Source organism: Leptotrichia shahii, from assembly GCF_008327825.1.
GTDB lineage: Bacteria > Fusobacteriota > Fusobacteriia > Fusobacteriales > Leptotrichiaceae > Leptotrichia > Leptotrichia shahii.
This window is the reverse complement of record NZ_AP019827.1, coordinates 1,664,619-1,689,466: the sequence shown is the minus strand read 5'-3', so window position 1 is coordinate 1,689,466 and position 24,848 is coordinate 1,664,619. Positions and strand designations below refer to the sequence as shown.

Here is a 24,848-nt window from a genome sequence, read left to right as displayed (position 1 = left end):
GGAAAATATTATGATAAATGAAGGAAAACTTTATGAAATTAAATTGTAAAAAGAAACTATATTTTGGAATGATAGCTTTATTTTTAGTAGGAATGGGGTTTAGTACGATTTCTGTTGCAAAAACTACAAGTAAAATAGTAAAATCAATTTCAGCTGATAACGCTATTGTTGGTGTAAAATCCTATGGATTTGTTGATTTGGAAGGGGCAAAAACTTCAGCAATTATTGTTGAATATAATCAAGATATTAAGGCGAGTTCTGTAGATAAAAATGATTATGAAATTACAGATTATGCGATTTATAGTGAGAAAAAAGATGGTTTTGAGAAAACGATAGAAATTGATAAAGATAGTATAAAAGGAAATGAAGGACAAATTACGAGGATTTATGTCAATGATAATCCGGAAATTTCTAAAAATGGTGGAACGAAGGAAGGAAAATATGTTATTATTGAAGTGAATACAGCATATATGCTCATGGGACAGAATTTATCCTATACGAGTACAATGATGGCCGGTGTGAAACAGATTGGTGAAATTACTGGGAAAAATGGAAAAATTACTGCGGGAACAAAAGAAGTTTCAAATTATACTTTATCAGAAGAAACACAGACAAGACCAACAGGAGAAACTGTTACAAAAACAATAATTACAGCAGATAAAAACAAAATTATCTTGCCGGAATTTGACAAAAATAGCGGATGGAAAATACATTATATTGGAAATGGAGGATTTAAAGCTACTAAGGCATATAGTGAATATACTGGAAAATATGAGGATTTTGAAATGCCTTATGCAATTTATGTTCCAAATAAAGAAGTTTTAGAAAAAAATAAAGGAAATATTTCGGTTGTTCTGCATATGGAACATGCAGGAGCAAATGATACTGATCCAATGGCTTCGCTTACTTCTTCAAAAGCGGCGGTAAAAGCGGCAAGTAAAGAGATACAGGATAAAAATCCTGCAATAATTATTGTTCCACAAGTTGAGGAAAGTCGACGTTCTACAAATGATGTTGTTTCTTCAAGTGAAGCGAATACAGCAATTTGGGAGTTATTAGATTCAGTTTTGGCAGAATACAGGGGATATATTAATGAAAGCCGTATTTATGGAACAGGTCAATCTATGGGTGGTATGCTTCTTTTAGATATGGCGGCACAAAGAGATAATTTTTTTGCAGGTGTAGCAATTTTAGGTTCTCAATGGTCTAATAACTATAATAAAGACTTTCAGAATAATGGTGCGCCGGCACGTTCTCCAGAAAATGACCCAATCAGCTTTAATGGATTTGGACTCGATAAAAAGAACTATCAGAACTGGTATTACATGATTTCAGACGACAATGTACTTGTTCATACAGCTGCGGATGATTTGATGGCAACAAGTTTGTGGAAAACGATTCAGGAATATTTTAAGGCTGCAGGAGTTGAAATTGCTCATGATGAATGGGACCCTTATCTTTCAATTGAAGAGCAAAATAAAATTGATAGAAAAATGACAACTCATGATAATACAAAACCAGGTACTGGAATTAACTGGGGAGAATTTATCAAGGGATCGCACATGTCGACTTGGAAATACGGATATCAAATAGATTATCCTTTTGAGTGGTTATTTGAGCAAAGACGGGAAACTGCTCAAGCTCGTGGAAAAGTGGAACAGTTAAAAAATAAATGGCTTGGTCGTGATAAAGATGGAAATATTAAAAAAGGATCTGGGACTGCTGAATTGAACACAGCTCAATATACGCCTAATGGAAAAAGTGATATTTACACAGAAGATTGGAAGCCTTATGTTATTGTGAGTAAATTGATAAGTGATATTCCAAATGCTGAAAAAATAGTATTGAATAAGAGAACTGGCGAAAAATATACGAAAAAATCATACGTGGAAATGGTTCGTAAATTATATAATTTACTTTCAAAAGAAGAAAAAACAAAAGTTAAAAATTATAATGATTTAATAAAATCTGAAAAATAGAATTTTTAATTTTAAAAGTTGTAAATAGAAATTAACATTGTTAAAAAAGGGTATAAAGTAAAAAATTAAATTTTTAAAGTATTATGAAATTTTTTAAAAATATATAAAGAAAAATTGATAAAAGATAAAAATTATTTTTTGTTATAATTTTCATAAAATAGAAGGAGTGAGAAAATGGCAGCAAATTTTGGGAAAAACTATAAAATTTCAATTTTTGGGGAATCACATGGAAATGCGTTGGGCGTAAATATTGACGGAATTCCAGCAGGAACAGAGCTGGATTTGGAATTTATCTCGCAGGAAATGAGAAGAAGAGCACCTGGAAGATCGAAATTGACAACACCTAGAGTGGAAAAGGATGAATTTGAGATTTTGAGTGGATTTTTTGATGGAAAAACGACTGGAACGCCACTTGCGATGATTATCAGAAATTCAAATCAGCGTTCAAAGGATTACAGCGAATTAAAAAGAAAGCCAAGACCAGGACATGCAGACTGGAGCGGATTTAACAGATATAACGGATTTAATGATATTCGTGGAAGTGGACATTTTTCTGGGAGAATAACGGCTTCATTGGTATTTGCTGGAGCGATTGCAAAACAGATTTTGAAAGAGCAAGGAATTTTAATTGCAGCTCACATTAAATCAGTGAAAGATATTGAAGATAGAGATTTTGTGGAAAGCGATATTACAGAAGAAAATATTAATAAACTCAGAAATATGACTTTACCTGTCTTGAATGAGGAAATTGTGGAAAAAATTGAAAAGACTGTGGAAAAAACTAGGGAAGAAAAGAATTCGCTTGGTGGAATTGTGGAACTTATGGTTACAGGACTTCCTGCGGGAATAGGAGATCCATATTTTGAATCCATGGAAAGCGAGCTTTCGAGAATGATTTTCTCGGTGCCGGCTACAAAGGGAATAGAATTTGGAGCAGGCTTTGGAATTACAGAAATGACAGGGTATGAAGCTAATGATGAGATGTATTTTGATGAAAATGGAGAAATAAAATCATTTACAAATAATAATGGTGGAATTATAGGTGGAATAACGACTGGAATGCCAATTTCATTTAAAGTGGCAATAAAACCGACGGCTTCAATCGAAAAAGCACAAAAAACTGTGAATCTTGAAACAAAGCAAAATGATATTTTAGAAGTTCATGGAAGACATGATCCAATAATAGTGCCAAGAGCAGTGCCAGTACTGGAGGCGACTACGGCGATTGTAATTTTGGATAGAGTTTTGGAAGCTAAGAAACGTTTTTTGTAAATAAAAAATGTAATAAATAAGCAAGAGATTTGAATGTCCCTTGCTTTTTATTTTATTTTTTTCCCACCTTTTTTAAATTCATTTTTTTAGAATTGTTTATTATTTTTTCTTTTTTATGTAAATCATCTTTTTTTTCTAAAAATATACTTTTATTTCTAAATCCAATATCATACCCTTTTGGTTCAAACCATTCTGTTCTAGCTGCTTCAGTTTGAATCTTTATTTCATGTCTTGACATCTGATTTCCATTTTTTATTTTAAAGTACATTTCTGGATCGACTCTGTTTGTAAGCCCTTTTCCACGCATTTCAAAAGCTATTTCAAAATGGAGATGAGGAGCGTGAGTACCACTTGCATTTCCAGTTGTTCCTGTTTTAGCAATTACTTGTCCAGCTTTTACCGTATCTCCAATTTTTACGTTTACTTCGCTTAAATGGCAATATCTAATGTATTTTACTTGCATTGTATTAGGGTCATAATTTGGGCTGTATGCCCATTCTCTTGCACTTTCTTTAGGCTTGTAATTTTTTCTTTTTATTTTCTCAAGCTCCTTTGGATTAACTTCCAAATAAAAATTTAATCCATACCCTGTTTTATCCACATACATATCCACAATTTTGCCATCCAGAACCGCATAAACATCTGTTCCAGGCAATGCAAAAATATCAATTCCTTGATGCCCTCTTGCTCCATTACTTCGAGTAAGCCCAAATTTAGCCCAATCAGGATAAACTTCTCCACGAAAATTGTAATACGTAACTTGTGGATTTTTTACTGGATTAATTCTAAAAATTTTGTCATCTTCATCTTCAGTTGCAATATTTCTAAAATTAATATTTTTTCTACCAAATATCATCCCCAAAATTATAATTCCTAAAATCAATAAAGCCGTTATTCCCAAAATTATTCCTATTTTTTTTCTAGATTTTGAATTTTTGTTTTCCAAATTTTCTTTTTTTTCATTCAAAACTCTATTTACATTTTTCTTTTCATTATCCATAACATTAATTCGCTAAATTTGTATAGCTTCTCCTTCTTTTATTTATTTTTTTCTTCATCTAAAATATATTCTTCAATGTAAAAATTAGAAATATGTGAAGAAAATCCTTCTATTTTCTGATATTCCTTTATTTTCTTCCTAGCTTCTAATTTTGACAAACATACTGATAAAATTCGATGTTTTTCTTTTATTTTATCTTTACCAGTATAATAAAAATGAGAAAGTACATATAATTTTTGATTTTTTGAATTATCAATCTTTACCTCATCTTCTTTATAATAAGTAACATAACCACCTTCCCATCCAGCATATTTATCCAAATGATGCTTTTCTAGCCAGAACCCATCCAAATGTGAACAAAATCCTTTGATTTTTTTATATTTTTCCAGTGCCTTCAATCCTTCTTCCCTTGAATAATAGGCACCTAAAAACCTTGCTTCTTCATTCCACTTATACTTATCATAGACATCTCCATAATCATATCCATGTGATAAAATCCATATTTCCATAGTTTCTCCTAATTATTTAAGGCTTTTAGATTTAAACCCTTTTGTGTAGTAATTTTTCCCAATTATCATGGTTCTAATTTTAAATCCTTCAGGAAAATCCCTAAAACCTTTCATTTCTTTCCATTTATCAACAATTTCCAATGCCTTTTCCTTTGTTGAAAAAAATCCTATTAATTTATCGTCATCCTTTTCATCTCTATGATACAACATGTACACTTTTTTTATCTTTTGTTTTTCAGATTTCATAATTTATTCTCCCTTTTACAAAATCAATGAACTTATAAAAATCTACACATCCATAATTTCAAAAAACTTTATCTCTTTTTCAACTCAAAAATAACTTCATTCAAAATATCATAAGCCAATTCAATCTTGCTTTTCTGACTAATTTCCACCGAAGTCCTATCTTTTTTAATAATCTCAATCACATTTTCATCGCTGCCCATTACAGACGCATTATTTGCCACTATAATATCCAAATTTTTCTTTTCCAGCTTTTTTAAGGCATTTTCCTTTATATCATTAGTTTCTGCGGCAAATCCAACCAATAGTTGTTTTTCCTTCTTCTTACTCATCTCTAGCAAAATATCAGGATTTCTAATCAATTCTATAACAAGATTTGAGTCAGATTTCTTTATTTTTTCATTTTTATATTCCTTTGGTCTGTAATCTGCAACTGCTGCACAAGCTATGAAAATGTCAGTATTTTTAAAATACTCATCCACTTTCTCATACATTTCCAACGCCGATTCCACAGAAATAAAATTTTTAAGCCCATTTGGAACTTTCAAATCCGTAGGCCCGCTAATTAACGTTACTTCTGCTCCCAGATCAGCCGCCGCCTGAGCAAGTGAATATCCCATTTTCCCACTTGAATTATTTGACAAATATCTGACAGGATCAATATTTTCCTTTGTTCGCCCGCTTGTTATAAGAATTTTTTTACCTTTTAGTGCAGTATCAAAATTTTCTATTTTTGAAAAAATACTGTATCTTTCTATTTCATCGACAATATCCTCTGGCTCGCTCATTCTGCCCTTCGCACTATAATTACAGGCAAGTAATCCTTCTTCTGCATCAATAAACCTGTATCCAAAAGATTTTAGCTTATCAATATTCTCTTTTAAAATCGGATTTTCATACATATTTACATTCATCGCCAAAGCAAAAAATACTGGCTTTCTTACCGAAACAGCAGCAAGAATCGTCGTAGGCATATCGTCTGCAATCCCGTTTGCCACTTTTCCAATTATATTATAAGTCGCAGGTGCAATCAAAACTATATTCGCCCAATCCGCAAGTGAAATATGCTCCACCTCATAATGCGGATTGCTGTCCCACATATCCACATAAATCCTATTTCTTGATAAAGTTTCAAGAGTCAAAGGTCCAATGATTTTCGTAGCATTTTCAGTCATCACAACTTTCACATTATATCCTTTCTTTTTCAAATGCGATACAATCCCAGCCGATTTATATGCCGCAATTCCTCCTGTAACTCCTACTAAAATATTTTTCATTTTTTCCCTCTTTTTAAATCAAAAATTACAATAAATTATAATCTGTACTTCCATCCTTATTATCCTTAATTTCTACCCCAAGTGCCTTCAACTCATTCCGAATTTCATCAGATAATTTGAAATTTTTCTCGCTTCTTGCCTCACTTCGCAATTTTATCAGTAATTCAATTAATTTTTTTGTCAATTCCATATTTTCTCCATCTTCTCCCTTCACAGCATTTTCTGCTTCAATCGCTATTCCAAACACATTTTCTATTTTTGCCTTCAAAGAATCATAAGATTTTTTTATTTCATAATAAATTGTGGAAAACTCACTTTCATTTGTGGAAATAAATTTATTTGTTTCCCTAATCTGATCAAAAATAGTCGCTAGTGCCTGCGGTGTGTTCATATCCTCATCCATCGCATCTTCAAATTTTTTATCAAATTCATCAATTTTTTGAGAAAACTCTGAAATTTTAACATTTTCTATTTTTTCATTCTTACATTTTTCAACAATATCTTCAAATTTATTCATTGATTTTACAATGTTTTGCAATGCTTTTTTTGTATCCTCCATATTCTCGAATGAAAAGTTAATTGGTTTTCTGTAATGAGTGCTAAGAATAAAAAGTCTTACTACATTCCCAGAGAATTTTTCAAGTATTTCACGAAGCAAAAAGAAATTTCCTAGCGATTTTGACATCTTGTCGCCATTTATTTGAATAAATCCGTTGTGAAGCCAATAATTTGCAAAGTTTCCGTGATAAGCACACTTGCTTTGGGCAATCTCATTTTCGTGATGCGGAAAAACTAAATCCTGTCCACCGCCGTGAATATCAAATGTATCTCCAAGATATTTTTTTGCCATTGCACTACATTCTATATGCCATCCAGGACGTCCCTGTCCCCAAGGCGATTCCCAAAATGGCTCTCCATCCTTCTTTTTCTTCCAAAGGGCAAAGTCTACTGGATTTTTCTTGATTTCTGAAACATCAATCCTAGCTCCAAGTTCCAGCTCCTCTATTTTCTGATTTGACAATTTCCCATAATCCTTATATTTTTTTACCTCAAAATAGACATCCCCATCTTTCTCGTAAGCAAACCCATTATCAATTAATTTTTGAATAATCTCAATAATTTCCGCCATATTCTCAGTAACTTTAGGTCTTTTCACACTCTCAAGAATATTCAGCTTGCTAATATCCTCAAAAAAATATTTTATATATTTTTCCGAAACCTCACTCGCAGAAGTCCCTTCTTCCATAGACTTATTTATAATCTTATCATCCACATCCGTAAAATTCTGTACATAATTAACTTCCATCCCTTTATATTTAAAATATCGTGCCAACGTATCAAACACCACAATCGGTCGTGCATTTCCCAAATGTATGTAATTATAGACAGTAGGTCCACAAACATACATTTTTACCTTATTTTCTTCTATTGTTTTAAATTCTTCAATTTTATTTGTCATTGTATTGTAAAGTTTCATTTTTTTCTCCTTGAAAAATTTTCTTATTTTTTAGATTATTTCTTATAAAATTTTAATATTTTCTATTAAAAATTTTTTTAATGTTGGAAGTTCATCAAAATAATTTATAATTTCTATTTTCTCATCATCATTTCTTGAGTTTTTAATACTATTTAATATCTGATTTATGTAACTTTTTCTATAATCACATAATTTATTTTCATTTAAATTTAGAATTTCAATTGTTTTTATTGCCTTCTTGTAGTCAAGTCCAGTTTCTTTTTTTGGAATAATTTACCTGTTCTTATGCTATATGAAAAATATTCTTCTGGATTTTTTTCAACTGGATTTATAAATAATTTATTATCCCAAGTAGATTGTTTTTTATGCCCACATGTTTTGTTTTCTGAACAGGATGTTAAAAAATTTCTGTAATCAAAAGTGAGATTAGCAAATTTACTTTTTGGTTTTATATGTTCTATATGGCTTTTTTTATCTTCTTTTAAATCATTATCTTCAAAAGACAGTATCATTTCACAATAAGGACAGTAACTTTTATCTCCTATTTTTTGTTCATTTTTTAACATATAAGATTTTAACTCTGGTTTTATATGAAGATTCTCTGGTTTATTAAGAACATCCCAGTGTTTAGGATTTTTCTTTCTTTTGAACTCTGAAAAAAATTCTGGTTCATCCTTTTTATTTACTTTCAACATTTTTCAAACCTCGTTTTTTTCTAATTTGAATATCCATACCCATTAAAAGCAAATCCTCATCCTTATTACCTAATATTTCTCGTAATTTTTTATATTTAGTTTTAAATTCTTCACTCTCATATTCATTTTTATCCACTAACTCCCCAGCTTCTTCCAACAACTTAAACACTTTAGGATTTCTAGTAGTTTCCAAGCCCATAATATCCTTCAACACTCTATCTGTCGGCTGTCCGTGAGAATCATACAATTCATCCCCAGTTTTAACCACAATTTTCCCTTCACCATCCTTATCTAGCAATATAATATTCTCTTTTTTTACACTTCCTAAAATATGCGGTGAATGTGTCGCAATAATTATCTGATTGTTTTTTCCAATTTTCCTATAAACATCGACGATTCTCTGTTGCCATTTTGGATGCAACGAAAGTTCTGGCTCGTCAATCAAAATAATAGAATTTTCAGGATTTAACATTCTTATAGCTAAAGTACGTAAAAATAACTGTTTTTCCCCAGAAGACAATTCATTTATATCAAATTTATCTCCTGAAGAATTTGTGAAAATCGGTATACTTTTTGCATTTTTAGAAATTCCTGAAATTTTTATATCTAAATCCAATATTTCAAAAATCTCATTTATTTCTTTGAATACAGCTGTCCTTATTTCTTGCATTGGAGTATCTTCCTGATCATTAGCCATTTCTATAATTCTTGTCGCTATGTAGGAAGGCACATCTTTTATTAATCCCGTATCTACAATGTTTAAAAACTTATATTCTCTAACTAACATAGGAGAAGCGATTTCTACTTTTTGAAAATTTATTTCTGTTGGAACATAAATTATTTTAGGAAGAATTGATAAATTTTTTTTAATAACCAAATATGAAGAATCATTCAGATTCTCTTTTTTATCATTTAAAGAAAAATATTTCAAAGTACTATAAAAATATTTTTCACTTCCTATTTTATCTATACATTCTTTTTCTTTTTTTTCAAAAAATATTTGCAAATTATTAATAATTTTTATTGCTTGAATATCAATGTAACTTTCGAAATAGTCTTTAATACTTTCTAATATTCTAGTTTTTCCACTTCCATTTGAACCTGCTAAAACTACTAAATCTAACGGCTTATCATTTTTTTCAAAATTTATAGATATATCTCTCAATCCTTTAAATTCTTTTATATGAAGATTTTTTATTTTCATAAATTTTCATTCTCCTTTAAATCAAATGTCCTATTTCAAAGTAACCACCGTACACCCAATTCCACCTTCATTCTGATTAGCATCCTTAAACTCAGTTACATATTTTGAAGTTCTCAAGTATTCGTGGATTTTTTTTCTTAGTACCATTGTTCCTTTTCCGTGAATTATGTAGATTTCGTGGTAACCTGTGAGCATTGCTCTGTCCATATAAGTTTCGAGTTCTGCGATTGCTTCGTCGGCATTCATTCCACGCAAGTCAATTTCTCCTCGTACTTGGGAAGTTCGTTTTAATGAGGCGAAGTTTTTGAATTTATTTGTTTTTTTCTTTTGGATTTTTACAATATCGTCAGTTGATACAACCAGCTTTAATATTCCAGTTTGCACTTGGATACGGTTGTTTGGCACTATTTTCAAAATTTTTCCATTTTGGTTCATTGTTTTTACAAGCACTTCTTCTCCAACAGCAAAATCTACGTTTTGAGTAACAACTTTCTTTTCTTTTACATTTTTCTTTTTATCTGTAATGAATGATTCACGTAGCATATTCAGGCTTCTTTGAGCGTTTTTGGCATCTTCTTTTTTAGATTCCTCGCTGTTAATTTTGTCAATTAGGTTTTTGGCTTTTGCCTGCATATTCTTCAGGTAATTGTCGGCTTCTTCGTAGGCACGTTTTATAATTTCATTTTTTTCATTTTCGAGTTTTACCATTTTTTGCTCGTAAATGTTTTTCTGTTTATCAAGTTCAGCTCTTGTTGCCTCCAATTGCGCATGCATCATTTCCAATTTATCATTTTTTTCCTTTATGGATTTTAACATTTCCTCAACTCGCTGATTATCTTCGCTTATATAACTTTTCGCATTTTCAATAATTTCTTCGCTAATTCCATATTTTCTTGCAATTATAAGAGCATTGCTTTCTCCAGGTATTCCTTCCAGTAATCTGTATGTTGGTGACAATGTTTCCACATTAAATTCCATTGAGGCGCTTTTAATTCCTGTTGTGTTAAAGGCATAAGCTTTTACTTCGCTATAATGGGTTGTGATTATTGAAGTTACGTGCTTTTTGTTCAAATAATCAATGATTGCCATTGCAAAAGCTGCTCCTTCCATCGGGTCAGTTCCACTTCCTAATTCATCCATTAATACAAGTGATTTACTGCTTGCATGTTCAATTATATCTTTTATTTTGCTAACATGCCCTGAAAATGAAGATAAATTTTGCTCCAGACTTTGTTCATCCCCAATATCTGCTAATACATTGTGAAAATATCCAACTTCAGTTTTTTCATTTGCAGGAATCGGAATACCAGACAATGCCATAATTGTAAGAAGTCCAGCCACTTTCAATGTTACCGTTTTTCCACCAGTATTAGGTCCTGTTATAAGCATTATATTTTCAGGGTTTCCAAGCTCAAAATTAATTGGTACAACGATATTTTCATCAATTAACGGATGTCTTGCCTCAACTAGTTTCAAATATTCCTTGTTAATAATTTTTGGAACGATACATCTTTTATTAACTGAATAAGTCGTTTTGGCATCAATAAAGTCCAGTCTTTCCAGAATTTCCTTGATTTCCAGAATTTCTTCCTTTTTAGTTTTTATAATTTCTGTAATTCTAAGCAATATTTTCCTGATTTCTTCACGTTCACGAGCTTCATATTCACGTAATTTATTATTCAATGAAACAACGTTTAAAGGTTCAATGTAAACTGTACTTCCAGTTGCAGATCTATCATGTTCTATCCCTTTTACAAGCCCTTTAAAATCAGTTTTTACAGCAATTACATATCTGTCATTTCTTTGAGTTACTATTCTTTCCTGAATTGCATTTTGTGTATTTTTATTAGAAATTAGCTCATCAAATTTCTCCTTAATGTTTGCATTAATATTTTGTTTTTGTCTTCTGACATCTCGAAGCCCAATTGAAGCATCATCCTTTAAAACTCCTTCATCATTAATCGCTTCAGAAATAAAATTTTCAATATCCTTAACTTCCTCAACATCGCTAAACAAATTCCAAATTGCCTTATATTTATCTCTTGCATTTTTAGCCCGACTTTTAGAAATTCTAAAAATTGTTAAATTCTTCTTCAAAACTGCCAAATCCTCAGCACTCAAATAAGATCCAATAATATCAATGGAATTCATCATTCTAGTAATATCCGCAAGCCCCGCAAGTTCCAATCCATCATCATACTTATAAAAGTCAATCATCTCCATCATAAGCATAAGTTCCTTATCTAAAACTGACTTTTCCTTTATAATATCAATATCCAGAAACTTTTCTTTCGTTTTTTCCAATCGTGATAAATCAATAAGTTCATTAACTATCTTATAAAATTCCAATACATCATAATTTTTTTCCATTTTCTTTTCCTCAACATTCTTTTTAATTTCAAATATCTATCTAATTTTAAGATTATTTTTATTAATAAATATTTTCTATTTTACTCATTTCTTATTTTAACGCAAGGGGGATGGCGACTGTTCCCCTTGCCTTGTCTTATTTTGTTAAAATTATATCACATTTTGGAATAATTTAAAATCGCTATTTAATATAAAGTCTTTTTATGATATAATTTAAACGGTGAAGTACTTAAAATAAATAATTTAGACAATAAATATAATTACTAAAAGAAAGAGAGTGTGAAATAAATGGATTTAAAGAATTTACCAATAACTCCTTTACCGTCAGTAAAATTGGATAAGCATCAGGAGGATTTGCTCCTTCATAATGAGCTGTTTTCCAATTTACTTGGAGAAACGATTTTTAGGTATGCAGGTTTGCATATTTATGAAGTTACTGAAAAGTTGAAGGAGGCTTCGAGTAAATATTATAAGACACAAAAACAAGAGGCTAGAAAAAATTTGTCGTCTTTTTGTTCAGATCTTACTGATGTAGAAATTTTGAGGGTAATAAGAAGTTTCTCGATTTTTTCGGCTCTTGCTAATATTGCTGAAGATGTGTATCAAACTCACGAACAGAGATATGCGAAGATTTCCAATAAGCTTCAAATTGGATCGCTTGAAAAATCATTAAAAAACCTAAAAAATAAGGGAATTAGTCAAGAAAAAATATTAAAGGCTATGGAAAAAGTTTCTATTGTTCCTGTTCTGACTGCACATCCGACTCAAGTACAAAGAAAAAGTATTTTGGATTTGACAAAAAAATTAACGGATATTCTGGATAAATATGAAAATGTAAAATTACATCAAATTGATGAAAATGAATGGCTAAATGACTTGAGCCGTGGTATTCAAATCTGGTGGCAAACTGCAATGTTGCGGGCTACAAAGTTGCGTGTGACAGATGAAATAAGCAATGCCCTAAGTTATTACAACATTACATTTTTCAATGAAATTCCACGGCTTATGAATAAATTTCAGGAAATTTCAAAAACATTGGGAAATTCTGAATTAAAATCTCAAGCCCTACTTCCACTTACAATGGGAATGTGGATTGGTGGAGATAGGGATGGAAATCCTTATGTTACAGTAAATACACTTGAAAAATCGGCACAAGAGCAGGCTATTAAATTATTCCAGCACTATTTAGATGTAGTTCGTGAAATTTACAGGGATTTGTCAATGTCAATTGCCATGACAAATGTTACCGAAGAATTGCAAAAATTAGCTGATGCTTCTGGAGAAGTTTCGCCGCATCGTACACATGAACCATACCGTCGTGCTTTAACAGCAATAAGAGACAGATTGCTTGCTACAGCTTACAATTTGTGCGAGTATAACCGTGATTTATTGCCTCCAAAAAGAAAAAATGGAGTTGACATACCTTATAAATCAGCAAGTGAATTTACAAAAGATTTGGTAATTGTGGCAGAATCGCTTAAAAAGAACAATAGTGAATTTTTAACACAAGGAAAATTAAATAATTTAATCAGCGCTACAAAAACATTTGGATTTCATCTTGCAACAATTGATTTAAGACAGGATTCAAGTGTTCATGAAGTGTGTGTTGCAGAACTTTTAAAAAGTGCAAATATTTTGGGAGATTATTTAAGTTTATCAGAAGATGCCAGATGTGAAATTTTATTAAGGGAATTAGAGTATGATCCTAGAATTTTAAGTGATCCAACAATTCCGCAAAGTGAAACATTAGCTTCAGAACTTGCAATTTACAGAAAAGCAAAATCGTTAAGAGATCGTTTTGGAGATAAGATCATTGAAAAAAATCTAATTTCACATGCTACAAGTGTTTCAGATATGCTTGAAATAGCTATTTTATTAAAAGAAGCTAATCTTGCAAAAGGAAATGAAGGGAATGAATTTTGCGATTTACAAATCGTACCGCTTTTTGAAACAGTTGAAGACTTGATTGCAGCTCCTAATATCTTGAGAAAATGGTTTAATTTGTCATTAGTAAAAAAATGGATGGATAAAAAAGGAAGAAAACAGGAAGTTATGTTAGGATATTCAGACAGTAACAAAGATGGAGGATACTTAAGTTCAAGCTGGTCATTGTATAAAGCACAAAAAGAACTTACCGCAATTGGACGTGAATTTGATGTGGAAATCTCATTCTTCCATGGACGTGGAGGAACAGTCGGACGTGGTGGAGGTCCAAGCTACGAAGCCATTTTAGCACAGCCTGAAGGAAGTACAGATGGAACAATCAGACTTACAGAGCAAGGAGAAGTAATTGGTGCAAAATATGGAAATCCTGATTTAGGATTAAAGAACTTGGAAGCATTAGTTTCAGCTGCCCTTGAGTCAAGTGCATTGACAGCAGAAGACGCAAACTGGGAAGAATATGAAAAAATAATAGAAGATGTTTCAGAATTGAGTTACCATGCTTATCGTGATTTAGTTTACAATACAGATGGATTTTCAGATTTCTTTTTTGAAGTTACTCCAATAAACTTTATTGCTGGATTAAATATCGGTTCAAGACCTTCTTCACGTAAAAAAACACAGTCATTGGAAAGTTTAAGAGCAATTCCGTGGGTATTTTCATGGTCGCAAGCTAGAATAATGCTTCCGGGATGGTATGGTGTTGGAACAGCATTTACAAAATGGATTAACAATGATAATAAAAATATGGACATTTTACAAAGAATGTATAAAGAATGGCCATTTTTCCGTTCTACAATTTCAAATGTAGATATGGTTTTATCAAAATCTGATTTATCAATCTTTTCTGAATATGTAAAACTAGCAAGTGATCAGGAAACTGCTCAAAAAATCTTTAATGAAATTGCAAAAGAATGGATTTTGACGATTGACGTTTTGAAAAAAATTACAGGAAATGACGTTTTACTTGCAGATAACCCAGAATTAGTAAGCAGTCTGCGAAATCGCCTGCCATATTTTGATTCAATGAATTATTTGCAAATTGAGTTAATAAAACGTTCAAGAGCTGGAGATAATTCAGAAGAACTTAAAAAAGCCATTCATATTTCAATAAATGGACTGGCAACAGGACTTCGTAACAGCGGATAATACAAATAGAAGGAATATTTCTAATTAAAATTAGGACTGTTCCTTTTTTTGTAAAAATTTTTTTCCATTCATTTTATATTCATAAAACTGTATTATAATGTATTCAAGATAAGAGAGAAAAGCAAAAAATAAATGAATATTAAAGGAGAAAAACTATGAAAAAGAAAATTTTAAGTATCGCATTATTAGGAATCATGGTATTAGGAGTATCAGTGACTGTAAACGCAAAAAGTAAACACAAATATAACAGAAATGTTTCTTCAAACAGCTACATCGGAGTAAACAGGGCAATGAACATTGCGTTGAAAAAAGTGCCAGGAGCGAACAGTTCTCACGTAAAAGAAATCCATTTGGATAGAGAAAATGGGAGAATGGTGTATGAAGGGGAAATTTACTACAACGGCTGGGAATATGAATTTGACATTGATGCAACAACTGGAGTCATTGTAAAATGGAAAGTGGATAGAGATTAATAAAATATTAAAAGATATTCTTTTGGAGGGTTAATTGGAAATTTATTATTTCCAGTTTGCTCTCTTTTTATTTTTTGGAATTTGTGATATATTATAGTAAAATTGATATAGTTTTTATAGTAAAACTGCTTTAAAACCAAACTCAAAAGTTATGACTATTTTACTCAAACCCTAAATTTATATAATTTTTAGTAGTTTAATTTTAAATAGGTTTGAGTATATATTAGAATAATAGAAACTTAAGATTTTAGCATTTGCTAAAAATAATACAGGAGAGAATTAAATATGAAAATTTTGTTGGCAGAAGATGAAGTAGATTTGAATAATGTTGTAACAAGATATCTAAAAAAAAATGGATATAGTGTAGATAGTGTGCTTGATGGGGAAGAAGCACTTGATTATTTGGAATATGGCGAATATGATTTAGTAATTCTGGATATTATGATGCCAAAAGTAGATGGATTTGAAGTTATAAAAAAACTTAGGAATAAGGGAAATCATACTTCGATTCTTATGCTTACTGCAAGGGATAGTGCAGACGATAAGGTAAAAGGGCTTGACTTGGGGGCTGATGACTATATTGTAAAACCATTTGACTTTAATGAGCTTTTGGCAAGAATTAGGGCAGTTGTGAGAAGAAAATATGGAAATAGTTCAAATAAGCTTGTAATAGGAGATTTGATTTTGGATACTTCAGAAAAATCAGTAACAAGAGCTGGAAAGCAGATAGAATTAACAGGAAAAGAATACGAAGTTCTGGAATATCTCATGCAAAGCAAAAATAGGATTTTAAGCAGAGATCAGATTAAGGAGCATGTGTGGGACTTTGATTATGAAGGAGATTCTAATATAATTGATGTTTTGATAAAAAATATTAGGAAAAAAATAGATATAGAAACTGGAAAACAGATAATTTATACAAAAAGAGGACTTGGATATGTTATAAAGGAGGATTAGTTCAAATAAATTAATTATCAGGAATTTTTTGAAAAGAAAGGAATAATTGAGTTTTGAAAAATAAATTAAATAAAATTTGGGGGGACTTTCCAATTACTGTGAAAGTAACTCTTTGGTATACTGTTTTTGTAGTAATCTTAATTTCGATTATGCTAACAGTATCATTTACTGTTGCAAATAAGATGACAGGAGACTTGAACCATCGAGAATTGATGGAGGCTGTGATTGAAATGACTGTTGAGATGGTTTCTGATCCTAATGAGTTTGATGAATTTGATGATGGAATTTACTTTGTTAAGTACAGTAGCGAAGGAATAGAAATGGGCGGAATGTCGCCACGAGGATTTGATTTAACATTAAAATATAAAGAAAACACTGTCAGAACTTATGAAAAGAATGGAGAAAAATATTATTATTTCGATAAAAAAATAGACAATTCTAGAGGAGAATGGGTTAGAGGGATTGTTCCAATAAATCAGCTATCTGATGAAGTAAGCAAACTGCTTATTATAATTTTAATTTTAAGTCCACTATTATTACTAATAATAGTTTATGGCGGATACAGAATTGTAAAAAAAGCTCTAAATCCAATAGCCAAAATATCAGATACAGCTTCAGAAATTCAAAAAAACGGTGATTTTTCCAAAAGAATCAAAATTGATGAAGGAAAAGATGAAATACACAGGATGGCAGATACCTTTAATGAAATGCTAAATTCGCTTGAAAATTCCTATACACGTGAAAAACAGTTCAGTTCAGATGTTTCGCACGAACTTCGGACACCTGTGAGCGTTATACTTACAGAAAGTCAGTATTCGCTGGAATATGCAGACACTATGGAAGAAGCAAAGGACTCCTTTTCTGTGATTCAGCGTCAGGCAAAAAAAATGTCGGAACTGATAAATCAAATAATGGAACTTTCCAAAATAGAAAAGCAGACTGTTATTGAATTGCAAAAAATAAATTTTTCAGAAACAATGGAAAAAATATTAGAAGATTATAAAAATCTTTTAAACGAAAAAAATATAAAGATTTCAAAAAATATTGAACAAAATATATTTATAAACGCAGATAAAGTAATGATTGAAAGATTGCTTGACAATTTATTTAATAATGCAATGAAATTTACAAAAGATAAAATAAATGTAAAATTATATTCGGAAAATGAAAATTGTGTTATGGAAATTGAAGACAATGGAATTGGAATACCAGAAGAGGATAAAAAACTCATTTGGGGTAGATTTTACCAAGTAAATGACTCACGAAACAAAAAAGTAAATAAAGGTTTTGGATTAGGACTTTCATTAGTTGCAAAAATAATTGAGCAGCATAATGCAAGTATTGATGTTGAGAGTCAATTAAATAAAGGAACAAAATTTATTGCTAAATTTATTAAAACTGAATAATTTAAAAAGGGATAATCTCTATTTTGAGAAAATCCCTTATTTTTTTACTTTATTTCAAGTTTTTAAGCTGAATCTTCTCAATATTCTCATCCTTAATCTCATTTTCTTTAAATAAAAAACTTTCCTTCATCTGCTGATTTAAGCTTTCTATATTTTGCATATCTGTAAAACAGATATAATCTCTAAAAGCGTTTTTTATAATTAATTTCTCCTTTTATTATTTAATAAATTTCCAATTAATATTTATAATAAAACTAGATTTGATAGTATTTATTCTACTATTTAAATTCTAATTTTATTAAAAAAATAAATTGATATTAGAATTTTAACATAATATAAAAATATTTTTTAGTATTAATTTTTGAATAGGAAATGGGATTGAGAAAGTCTACAGGGATAGGAACAATTTTGCTGAAAAGCACGTAATGCTAATTAAGCCAAACCAATAGAATATAAGGAATAATGAAATAGTTGTTTAGATGTGCATAAAAAAGTTGTGAGTAAACGGATGCGCATGTTTTTAAATCAGTAGGTCAAAAGGTGAAAATCACAAAAAATATGACATTTGAAGAAGAAGAGAAGTTCTTGAAGCAATTTGAGGAATGGATAAAAAAAGGTGGTTAAACACAAATGAAATGAAACAGGAATATATTAAATGTATTTGTAAATTTTAGATTTTTTTAGTTTTTGAGACAAACTTTGTTATGAAAATATAAATTAAAATTAAAAAGTGAAAAAAAAAACTTGAGTTTTTTTAGAAAATAGAGTATTATTATAATATAAGTGGAACTAGAAAATATATGTTTTATTTTAGGAGGAAAAATGGCAATAGTTAAGGATTTAGAGAGTTTGAAGGATCTTATTCAAAGGGTTAAAAAGGCTCAGGAGGAATTTGCAACATTTGATCAGGAAAGAGTCGATAAGATTTTTAGAAAAGTGGCTCAAAAAATGAATGATGAAAGAATTACATTGGCAAATTTAGCAGTGGCTGAAACTGGAATGGGAATTGTAGAAGATAAAGTTATAAAAAATCACTTTGCTTCTGAATATATTTACAATAAATACAAAGATGAAAAAACTTGTGGAGTTTTGGAAGATGACAGATCTTATGGAGTAAAAAAAATTGCAACTCCGATAGGAATTATTGCAGGAATTGTACCTACAACAAATCCAACTTCAACAGCAATGTTTAAAACATTAATTTCGTTAAAAACAAGAAATGCAATAATATTTTCACCGCACCCAAGAGCAAAACAGGCAACAATTGAAACAGCTAGAATTGCCTTGGAAACAGCAGTAAAATATGGAGCGCCAAAAGATATAATTGGATGGATTGATGAACCAAGTGTAGAGTTGTCAAGAGAACTTATGGCAAATGCCGACTTAATACTTGCAACAGGTGGGCCTGGAATGGTTAAGGCTGCCTATTCATCTGGAACTCCTGCGATTGGAGTTGGAGCTGGAAATACGCCAGTTGTAATAGACAAGTCTGCAGATATAAAAATGACGGCAAACTATATTCTAATGTCTAAAACATTTGATAACGGAGTAATTTGTGCAACAGAACAATCTGTAATTATAGACAAGGAAATTTATGATAAAGTTAGAAACGAGTTTTTAAATAGAGGAGCTTATATCTTAAATGAAGAGGAATTGGATAAAGTAAGAGAAGTACTATTTAAAAATGGAAGCCTGAATGCAGATATAGTTGGTAAAAGTGCTTATATTATTGCAAGTATGGCAGGATTTGAAATTCCTAAAAATTCAAAAGTATTAATTGGAGAAGTGACTTCAACTGGAATGGAAGAACCTTTTGCACACGAAAAATTATCTCCAGTGCTTGCAATGTACAAATCTGAAGATTTTGAAGATGGACTTAAAAAAGCTGATGAACTAGTAAGACTTGGAGGCTTGGGACATACTTCTTCATTATACATTAATTTAGCAGAAAAAGAAAAAATAGACAGATTTGGAAGATTAATGAAAACAGGACGTACATTAATTAATATGCCGGCTTCACTTGGAGCAATTGGAGATGTATTTAACTTTAAATTAGAACCATCATTAACGCTTGGATGTGGTTCGTGGGGAGGAAATTCCGTGTCAGAAAACGTAGGAGTAAAACACTTATTAAATGTAAAAACAATCGCAGAAAGAAGAGAAAATATGCTATGGTTCAAAGTTCCTGAAAAAATTTATTTCAAATACGGATCACTTCCGACAGCTTTAGAAGAATTAAAAGGAAATCATAAAAAAGCCTTTATCGTGACAGATAAAGTATTGGCTGAATTAGGATATACAGAACATATTACAAAAGTACTCGACAGCATACACATTGATTATAGAATATTCTCAGAAGTAAAAGAGGATCCAACATTAAGTTCAGCTCAGGCTGGAGCAAAAGCTATGCTTGAATATAATCCTGACGTTGTTATCGCTCTTGGTGGAGGATCTGCAATGGATGCCGCTAAAATTATGTGGGTGTTGTATGAACATCCAGAACTTCGATTTAGAGATTTGGCAATGAGATTTATGGATATTAGAAAAAGAATCGTTGAATTTCCTGAAATGGGTAAAAAAGCCAAATTTATTGCAGTGGCAACATCAGCTGGAACTGGTTCAGAAGTAACGCCTTTTTCTGTAATTACAGATGATGAAACTGGAATCAAATATCCTCTTGCAGATTATGCATTGACACCGAACGTAGCAATTAACGACCCTGAACTCATGCTTACAATGCCAAAAGGGCTTACAATAGCTTCTGGAATCGATGTATTCACACATGCTCTTGAGTCTTATGTTTCAGTTATGGCAACAGAATATACAAAACCATATTCAAAAGAAGCAGCTAGGCTTGTATTCAAATACTTGCCAGAGTCAGTAGATTTAGGTGTAAAAGCAATTAAAGCTAAGGAAAAAATGGCAAATGCCTCTTGTCTTGCAGGAATGGCTTTTGCAAACGCATTTTTAGGAATAAACCACTCGCTTGCACATAAACTTGGAGGAAAATTCCACGTTCCACACGGTATCGCAAATGCTATGCTTCTTGAAGAGGTTATCCGTTTCAATGCAGTTGAAGCACCAACAAAAATGGGACTATTCCCTCAATACAGATATCCTGACGCAATGCAAAGATACGCTGAAATGAACGATTATCTAGGATTTGGCGGAGACACTAAAGAAGAAAAAGTAGAAAATTTAATTAAAGGAATTAACGAATTAAATAAAAAAATAGGAATTCCAGCAAGTATTAAAGAATGGGGAGTGCCTGAAAAAGACTTCTTGGAAGCAATAGACGAAATGTCCCTAGATGCTTTTGATGACCAATGTACGCCAGCTAACCCAAGATATCCATTGATGGAAGAATTAAGAGAAATTTACTTAAAATCTTACTACGGAAAAGAATGGGAAAATGAAAAGGAAAGAGTAGCACAGATTTTGGGTTTTTAATTTAAATTCTTGATAAAGAATAGAATAGAACATAATAAAATAAGGGATTTTCTCAAGTTGAGATTATCCCTTTTTAAAATTAATATTCATATTTTTTTTCATATCCTCTAGGTGTGATTATTTTCCCATTTTTTACATAAGTATTTGAATTTCCAATTAATACGATTGTAAGCATATTTATTTCAAAATCAAGCATATTTTCAAGAGTTGTAATTTCATATTCCTCATTTTCACGTCCTGCATTTCTTACAATTGCAACTGGAGTGTCTTTTGACTTATATTTTAACATAATTTTCTGTGCTTCAGCAATTTGTGTTGCTCGTCCTTTACTTTTTGGATTATATAAACTTACGATAAAATCACCTTGTGCTGCTAATTCCAGACGTTTTTTTATTAATTCCCAGTCCGTTAAAAGATTGCTTAAGCTAATTGTTACGTAATCGTGCATAATTGGAGCTCCAACAATTGCGGCTGCTGCATTTGTTGCTGTAACTCCTGCGATTACTTCAACTTCTATATCATCATTTTCATTAATTATTTCATACATAATTCCAGCCATTCCATAAATTCCAGCATCTCCACTACTAATCAAAGCTACATTTTTTCCAGCTTTTGCAAGATCTAGAACTTCTAAGCATCTATCGACTTCCTTCATCATACTGGAACTTCTGATTTCAGTATTTGGAAAATATTCTTTAATTAAATCAGTATAAGTTTTATATCCTACAATAATATCGCTATTTTTCATTTTCTCATAAGCCTTAAAAGTCATGTCTGCCTTTTTTCCAGGGCCAATTCCTACTACATAAATTTTTCCATTTTTACTCATTATGTCTCCTTATTTTTTATTTTATTTTTTTGCAGTAATCACATAAATAGGATTTTCCGCCATCATCATATTAAAATCTTTGATTTTTTTATTTTTGCTTACAATTAATTGACAAATGTCAACATCTTTAAAATTATATTTTTTTAATTCTTCAATGGCTGTAAAAATATTTTCTAAAACAATAAAATTTAATGTTAAAATCCCATTTTCTGCTAAATTTTCATAGGAATATTTTATAATTTCAACTAAATTACCAGCTGAACCGCCAATAAAAATTTTATTAAATTTTATATTCAAATTTTTTAATCCATCTGGAGCGATCCCTTTAATTACAGTAATATTTTCTAATCCAAATTTTTCCTTATTTTTTTGAATTAATTCGACTGCTTCATCATTTCTTTCAATTGCAAAAACTTTTCCGCTTCGTGCAAATCTAGCCATTTCCATGCTAATAGAGCCAGTCCCGCCACCAATGTCAAGGCATACGTCATTATCCTGCAATTCCATTTTTCCAATGCTTACAAATCGGATTTCCTCTTTTGTCATTGGAACTTTTCCTCTTAAAAATTCTTCATCTTTTATATGATACATTTTTACAGCTCCTTTATTATTTGTAGTGTGAACTACTTTCGCTTGTAGAAAGACTGCGGCTTCTTACTATCTTTTGTTAAAAAGAAAGTCAAGAATAAATCCTAACTTTCTTATTTTTATATTTTTTATTAATTAATTTTTTAAAGCCTGAATCGGAGGTGCCACTTTTCCACCACGGTTTATTAATACTGAACAATCTAAATTGTTTATGTTTATTATATCAGCTTCTCCAAGAAGTCCACCAAATACTACTCTATCTCCAGCTTTTTTTCCTGGGACTGGGATCACTCTGACTGCAGTAGTTTTTGTATTTACCATTCCAATTGCCATTTCATCAGCTATTATTCCAGAAATTACAGCTTCTGAAGTATCTCCTGGAATAGCAATCATATCAAGTCCAACAGAGCATACGCAAGTCATTGCTTCTAATTTCTCAAGTGTTAAATAACCTTTGCTTGTGGCTTCTATCATTCCCTGATCTTCACTTACTGGAATAAATGCTCCTGTTAAGCCACCAACACGAGTTGCAGCCATTGCTCCGCCTTTTTTCACAGCATCATTTAATATCGCAAGTGCAAGCGTTGTTCCATAAGCCCCAACTGCTTCCAGCCCAAATTCTTCCAAAACGTTTCCAACGCTATCTCCCACAGCTGGAGTTGGTGCAAGTGATAAGTCGATTATCCCAAATTCAACTCCAAGTCTTTCGGAAACTTCCTTTCCGATTAATTCTCCCATTCTTGTAATTTTAAAACTTACTTTTTTAATGGCTTCTGTTATTTCATCAATTTTCGCAGTTTTTGAAATATTTGAAAGTGTATGTCTTACAACTCCTGGTCCGCTGATTCCAACATTTAGGACAATATCTGGATTTTCAACTCCGTGAAATGCTCCCGCCATAAATGGATTATCAGGAACAGCATTTGTAAATACAACAAATTTTGCCGCCGCTAATCCGTCGTTGTCTTTTGAAAGTTCAGCTAGCTCTTTTACAGTTTTTCCCATCATTTTTACTGCATCCAAATTAATTCCAGATTTTGTAGAACCTACGTTTACAGATGAGCAGACTCTATCAGTTTCTGAAAGTGCTTTTGGAATACTGTTTATCAAATTAATATCGCCTTTTGTAAAGCCTTTGTCAACAAGAGCTGAAAATCCTCCAATAAAGTCAATTCCAATTTCCTTTGCCGCTTTGTCAAGAGCTTTTGCAAAAATTGTATAATCTTGTGCATCTGTTGCATTTCCAATTATTGAAATTGGAGTAACTGAAACTCTTTTATTTATAATTGGCATATTATATTTACTTGCCACTTCATTGGCTATTTTTACTAAGTCTTTTCCGTTTTTTATAATTTTGTTATAGATATTTTCTGCTGTTTTTTCTGCACTGGCATCAATGCAGTCAAGTAGACTTATTCCCATTGTTACAGTTCTTACATCAAGATGCTGCATTTCAACCATATCTATCGTTTCCAGTATCTCATCAGGTAATAAATTCATTTTTTCCTCCTAAATTTTAATAATGAACTATATTCTGTGCATAGTTTTAAAAATATTTTCATGCTGCAGGTAAACTCTTACACCTATTTGATCTTCAAAGACCTTAAATTCTTCCTGAAGCCCTTTTATGTCTGTATTTTTAGGTGCTTCTACAAGCATAATCATCGCAAAAATATCATCTTCAAAAACCTTTTGTGTAATGTCAATAATATTTAAGTTTAATTCACTTAATTTTGTTGAAACATTTGCAACAATTCCAGTTTTATCTGCTCCGATAACTGTAATAACAACTCTATCATTCATTTTCAGTCCTCCATTTTTTAATTCAAATTATACATATATATTAAATTATCGCATAATTTTAGATATTTGGCAAGTAGAAAATTTATTGATATTTATTTTGTAAAGTGATATAATTTGTCATATTTATAGCAATGTGCAAAATAGATGATTGTAAAAGTGAAAACAGTAAAATACAAAGGAAAAATTTAAATTTTAATAAAACTTTCTAAACTTTTGCAAATTATTA

19 protein-coding genes are annotated in these 24,848 nt (G+C 31.0%); 7 read left to right on the top strand and 12 right to left on the bottom strand.

Going from position 1 to position 24,848, the window contains the following annotated elements; translation table 11 throughout:
* The first annotated feature begins 32 nt into the window (after positions 1–32).
* Complete coding sequence (locus tag F1564_RS07785) at positions 33–1,979, top strand: peptidase (RefSeq protein ID WP_018450625.1); 1,947 nt, start codon at positions 33–35, stop codon at positions 1,977–1,979.
* A 174-nt stretch (positions 1,980–2,153) separates the two neighbouring features.
* Positions 2,154–3,251, top strand: coding sequence for a chorismate synthase (gene aroC / locus F1564_RS07780; RefSeq protein ID WP_018450626.1), 1,098 nt, complete (start codon positions 2,154–2,156; stop codon positions 3,249–3,251).
* Between the two features lie 52 nt (positions 3,252–3,303).
* On the opposite strand, the gene F1564_RS07775 is transcribed toward aroC, so the two are convergent.
* The 8 genes from F1564_RS07775 to F1564_RS07740 form a co-directional block, all read right to left on the bottom strand.
* Positions 3,304–4,251 carry a M23 family metallopeptidase gene (locus F1564_RS07775; protein WP_018450627.1) on the bottom strand — a complete coding sequence of 316 codons (948 nt, stop codon included), beginning with the start codon at positions 4,249–4,251 and terminating at the stop codon, positions 3,304–3,306.
* 38 nt (positions 4,252–4,289) lie between these two features.
* A complete protein-coding gene (locus F1564_RS07770) occupies positions 4,290–4,760 on the bottom strand; it encodes a hypothetical protein (protein ID WP_018450628.1) in 471 nt (156 codons plus the stop codon).
* A 12-nt stretch (positions 4,761–4,772) separates the two neighbouring features.
* Complete coding sequence (locus F1564_RS07765) at positions 4,773–5,006, bottom strand: DUF7336 domain-containing protein (protein ID WP_018450629.1); 234 nt, start codon at positions 5,004–5,006, stop codon at positions 4,773–4,775.
* Positions 5,007–5,074: 68 nt separating this feature from the next.
* Positions 5,075–6,280, bottom strand: a complete 1,206-nt coding sequence (gene coaBC / locus F1564_RS07760) for a bifunctional phosphopantothenoylcysteine decarboxylase/phosphopantothenate--cysteine ligase CoaBC (RefSeq protein ID WP_018450630.1) — start codon at positions 6,278–6,280, stop codon at positions 5,075–5,077.
* A gap of 25 nt (positions 6,281–6,305) precedes the next feature.
* The gene (cysS, locus tag F1564_RS07755; RefSeq protein WP_018450631.1) at positions 6,306–7,757 is read right to left on the bottom strand and encodes a cysteine--tRNA ligase; all 1,452 of its coding nucleotides are present in this window, start codon (positions 7,755–7,757) and stop codon (positions 6,306–6,308) included.
* Between the two features lie 227 nt (positions 7,758–7,984).
* Complete coding sequence (locus F1564_RS07750) at positions 7,985–8,452, bottom strand: retron system putative HNH endonuclease (RefSeq protein ID WP_018450632.1); 468 nt, start codon at positions 8,450–8,452, stop codon at positions 7,985–7,987.
* Positions 8,436–9,656 (bottom strand): AAA family ATPase, encoded by a 1,221-nt coding sequence (locus F1564_RS07745; protein ID WP_018450633.1) that lies wholly within the window; start codon positions 9,654–9,656, stop codon positions 8,436–8,438. Before F1564_RS07745 ends, F1564_RS07750 begins: the two co-directional genes overlap by 17 nt.
* Before the next feature lie 30 nt (positions 9,657–9,686).
* A complete protein-coding gene (locus F1564_RS07740; protein WP_018450634.1) occupies positions 9,687–12,026 on the bottom strand; it encodes an endonuclease MutS2 in 2,340 nt (779 codons plus the stop codon).
* Between the two features lie 288 nt (positions 12,027–12,314).
* On the opposite strand from F1564_RS07740, the gene ppc reads away from it, so the two are divergent.
* The 5 genes from ppc (at position 12,315) to adhE (ending at position 21,402) form a co-directional block, all read left to right on the top strand.
* The gene (ppc, locus tag F1564_RS07735; protein ID WP_018450635.1) at positions 12,315–15,116 is read left to right on the top strand and encodes a phosphoenolpyruvate carboxylase; all 2,802 of its coding nucleotides are present in this window, start codon (positions 12,315–12,317) and stop codon (positions 15,114–15,116) included.
* Positions 15,117–15,271: 155 nt separating this feature from the next.
* On the top strand, positions 15,272–15,589 hold the full coding sequence (locus F1564_RS07730; protein WP_018450636.1) for a PepSY domain-containing protein: 318 nt from the start codon (positions 15,272–15,274) through the stop codon (positions 15,587–15,589).
* Positions 15,590–15,874: 285 nt separating this feature from the next.
* Entirely contained in the window at positions 15,875–16,546 is a 672-nt protein-coding gene (locus tag F1564_RS07725; RefSeq protein ID WP_018450637.1) for a response regulator transcription factor, read from the top strand.
* Between the two features lie 98 nt (positions 16,547–16,644).
* A complete protein-coding gene (locus tag F1564_RS07720) occupies positions 16,645–17,952 on the top strand; it encodes a sensor histidine kinase (RefSeq protein ID WP_232053361.1) in 1,308 nt (435 codons plus the stop codon).
* A gap of 822 nt (positions 17,953–18,774) precedes the next feature.
* Positions 18,775–21,402 carry a bifunctional acetaldehyde-CoA/alcohol dehydrogenase gene (gene adhE / locus F1564_RS07715; RefSeq protein WP_018450640.1) on the top strand — a complete coding sequence of 876 codons (2,628 nt, stop codon included), beginning with the start codon at positions 18,775–18,777 and terminating at the stop codon, positions 21,400–21,402.
* A gap of 79 nt (positions 21,403–21,481) precedes the next feature.
* On the opposite strand, the gene cobJ is transcribed toward adhE, so the two are convergent.
* The 4 genes from cobJ to F1564_RS07695 form a co-directional block, all read right to left on the bottom strand.
* Entirely contained in the window at positions 21,482–22,231 is a 750-nt protein-coding gene (gene cobJ / locus F1564_RS07710; protein WP_018450641.1) for a precorrin-3B C(17)-methyltransferase, read from the bottom strand.
* A 21-nt stretch (positions 22,232–22,252) separates the two neighbouring features.
* Complete coding sequence (cbiT, locus tag F1564_RS07705; RefSeq protein ID WP_018450642.1) at positions 22,253–22,822, bottom strand: precorrin-6Y C5,15-methyltransferase (decarboxylating) subunit CbiT; 570 nt, start codon at positions 22,820–22,822, stop codon at positions 22,253–22,255.
* A gap of 132 nt (positions 22,823–22,954) precedes the next feature.
* Positions 22,955–24,319 (bottom strand): PFL family protein, encoded by a 1,365-nt coding sequence (locus F1564_RS07700; protein ID WP_018450643.1) that lies wholly within the window; start codon positions 24,317–24,319, stop codon positions 22,955–22,957.
* 27 nt (positions 24,320–24,346) lie between these two features.
* On the bottom strand, positions 24,347–24,622 hold the full coding sequence (locus tag F1564_RS07695; protein ID WP_018450644.1) for an ACT domain-containing protein: 276 nt from the start codon (positions 24,620–24,622) through the stop codon (positions 24,347–24,349).
* Positions 24,623–24,848: the final 226 nt, after the last annotated feature.